General features: G+C 72.9%; 2 protein-coding genes. One reads left to right on the top strand and one right to left on the bottom strand.

Going from position 1 to position 3,077, the window contains the following annotated elements:
- Positions 1-408: 408 nt before the first annotated feature.
- Positions 409-1,302, bottom strand: a complete 894-nt coding sequence (locus O3W51_RS20725; RefSeq protein WP_138358926.1) for a DUF3027 domain-containing protein — start codon at positions 1,300-1,302, stop codon at positions 409-411.
- 227 nt (positions 1,303-1,529) lie between these two features.
- Between O3W51_RS20725 and O3W51_RS20720 the strand changes: the two genes are divergently transcribed.
- Positions 1,530-2,960, top strand: coding sequence for an MFS transporter (locus O3W51_RS20720; RefSeq protein ID WP_138358924.1), 1,431 nt, complete (start codon positions 1,530-1,532; stop codon positions 2,958-2,960).
- Positions 2,961-3,077 lie beyond the last annotated feature (117 nt).

Below are 3,077 nucleotides of genomic sequence, written 5' to 3'. Positions count from 1 at the left end.
GACGCCCGCAGCGCCGTCACGCCTGCGGCGGGCTTGCCCCCACCCCCGCCCCTTGCCTGCTGGCCAGGTCCAGACGGGCGGGTGCCCGCAGGCCCGTCGCGGGTACCGGTACGCGGACGCCCGCAGCGCCGTTGCGCCTGCGGCGGACTATCCCCGCCCTCCCCCAACCTTTGCCGTCACGAATGCACGTCACAAACAACAGCCGCGCTCCCGCAGGCCGGCTGTAACGCGAAGGGACCGGGGCCGCCTGGGGGCGCCTCCGGCCGGAGGCTAGGGGAGGGGTTGCTCGAAATGCTGCCGAGCTATTTGTGGGCCGCTGGGGGCACCCCGGCCGGAGGTTGGGGGATCGTCAATAGTCGATTTCGAAGCCCCGGCCCGGAGGGCCCCGGCACCGGAGCCCTCAACGGCCTAGGAGTGACCCAGCTCCTCCGCCGGCGTCGACTCCTCCACCGACCCATGCCGATCCGGATGCAGCACCAGCGGATCCACCTCATTGATCTCGTCAAGAGTCATCGGCGCCGGCACCGGCGGCTTCGGCATCACCGCCGCCTCCGAGTGACCCCCGCACCCGTACCCGAGCGACACGACACGCCCGTCCGCCGGCGAGAACTCGTTCGCGCAGATGCCGAACGCCTGCCGCAGCGAGCCCGCGATCGGGACGAAGAAGCCGCAGCTGAGGCAGTTGGCCGGGGCCGCCTGGGCCATCGGCGTCTTGGGGCCGAACTCTTCCTCCCAGCGGTCGGCCGCGGCGTGCAGGCCGAACCGCGAGAGGACACGCCGGCGCCCCATCCCGATTTCCCCGGCGATCGCGCCGATGCTGCCGATCGCGGGAAGCGCGGCCGCAGGGCCGGACAGCTCGGCGTCCTCGGCCTCGACGACGTCGGCGAGCTCCTCCGACACCACGGAGTTCGGCAGCGGCGCGTCCTCGCCGCTCCATCCGGGTTCGAGACGGAGATCGTCGGACTCGGTCGGCAGCAGGTCGCCGGGCCCCATGTCACCCGGCCGGAGCCGCTCGCTCCACGGCACCCACTCGGGGGCCAGGATCGAGTCGTCGCCGGGCAGCAGCACGGTCTCGTCGATGGTGATGTTCTTGGCGCGCGAGGCCCGCGTGAGCGTCGTGGCCCAGCGCCACCCGCGGTACGCGGGTTCCTTGCAGGCGAAATAGTGAGTGACGACGCGGTCGCCCTCGGCGACGACGCCAAGATGCTCGCCGACCGATTGCGGCCCGGCGGCCTCCTCGGTCACAGCCAGCGCGACATCGACCGCCTCGGCGCACAGGCGGTCTGGGGTACGGCTTCGCATCGCAGCACTCACAAGAATCGATTCTCTCCGTTACGCCGTCTCACGTGTGCGCCGCCGGAAGCGGGCGGGGGCCAAAACGGAGCGGACCTGCGGACCGCGTCGACGCTTCTTTCCCTACCCGAACGACCTCGGGCGCACCTGTTGGCACCCATTCTGCGCGATCGCACGCTACCCGTGCGCACCGCGTGCGCAAAGGAGGGGGTGACAGGCAGCTCATTTGGGGCAGGATGGCCTTCGTGGCAAGCGTAGTGACGTCCGGCCCGGGGCCCCTCCGCAGGGCAGGACGCGCCCTGGTGAGCGCGGCGCGGCGGTCCGGTGGGGCCGTGCGCCGCCGCATTCGGCGGTCCACGCACGCCCACGGGGCGGGCGAGTCCGGACTCGCGAAACTGATCGAACTGCACGCGGTGAATTCTGCTGGCGACATGTTGATCACGATCGCTCTCGCCAGCACTGTGTTCTTTTCGGTACCGACCGGCGAGGCGCGCGGCCGGGTGGCGCTCTATCTTCTGGTCACGATGGCGCCATTCGCGTTGCTCGCGCCGGTGATCGGCCCGCTGCTGGACCGGATGACGCACGGCCGCCGGGCCGCCATGGCGATGGCGATGCTGGCGCGGGCGGTGCTCGCCTGGACGATGGCGTCGGTGGTGACGACGGCGGGCCTCGGCCTGTACCCGGCGGCGCTGGGCGTGCTCGTGGCGTCGAAGGCGTACGGCGTGGTGCGCAGCGCCGTCGTACCGAGACTCCTGCCAGGACAGACGACGCTGGTGAAGGCGAATTCGCGGGTCACGCTGGCCGGGCTGCTGGCCACGGCGATCGCGGCGCCGATCGGCGCCGGGCTGCACATGATCGGGCCGCAGTGGCCGCTGTACGGGGCGTTCGTGGTGTTCGCGGGCGGGGCGCTGCTGTCGATGTCGCTGCCGCACAAGGTGGACTCGGCGAAGGGCGAGGCGAAGGCGCGGTTCGCCGAGCTGCGGGCCGCCGACACGGGCGGTGCCGGCGACGGCATCGACACGCCCGGCGCCGGCCTGCCGGGCGACGGGCTGCGCGGGCCAGGACGCAAGCCGGGGCTGCTGGGCGTCGGATCGTCCGTGCTGCACGCGCTGCAGGCCAATTCCGGGCTGCGCGCGCTGTCCGGCTTCCTGACGATGTTCCTGGCCTTCCTGCTGCGCGAGCACCCGTTCAGCGGACTGACGCCGGCGTTCTCGCTGGGCATGGTGGCGGTCGCGGCGGGCGCGGGCAACGCGCTGGGGACCGCGCTCGGGGCGTGGCTGAAGTCCCGCGGCCCGGAGATCATCATCGCGATGGCGTTGATCGGCGCGCTCGCGGCGACGACGGTCGCCGCGCTGATGTACGGCACGGTGACGGTCGCGGCGGTCGCGGCGGTGGCCGGTATCGCCCAGGCGCTGAGCAAGCTGTCACTGGACGCGCTCATCCAGCGCGACGTCCCCGAAGAGGTCAGGACGTCGGCGTTCGCCCGTTCGGAGACCGCCCTGCAACTGTCATGGGTCGTCGGCGGCGGGCTCGGGATACTGCTGCCGCTGATCGGTTCGCTGGGGATGGCGGTGGCGGCCGGCCTGGTGCTGGTGGGCTTCGTCCTGTCGGTCCGCGGCCTGATGGGCGCGGCCCGCCGCGGAACGGCCCGCCCGCGCGTGGCGTGACGCACCGACGGCCGGACGGCCCGCCGCACGACCTCCCGTGCCACCTCCCGCCGCGCGACCTCCCGCCGCGCGACCTCCCGCGGCGCGACGCCACGCCGTACCCCCGCGCGGCGGGAA

Source organism: Streptomyces sp. H39-C1 (assembly GCF_027158125.1).
In the GTDB taxonomy this organism is placed as follows: domain Bacteria; phylum Actinomycetota; class Actinomycetes; order Streptomycetales; family Streptomycetaceae; genus Actinacidiphila; species Actinacidiphila fildesensis.
Note: the sequence above shows the minus strand (reverse complement) of the source record. Positions and strands in the feature narration are given on the sequence as shown.

Coding starts and splice junctions, on each gene's coding strand:
- O3W51_RS20720 (WP_138358924.1), top strand. CDS start 1,530: ATGGCCTTCGTGGCAAGCGTAGTGACGTCCGGCCCGGGGCCCCTCCGC.
- O3W51_RS20725 (WP_138358926.1), bottom strand. CDS start 1,302: ATGCGAAGCCGTACCCCAGACCGCCTGTGCGCCGAGGCGGTCGATGTC.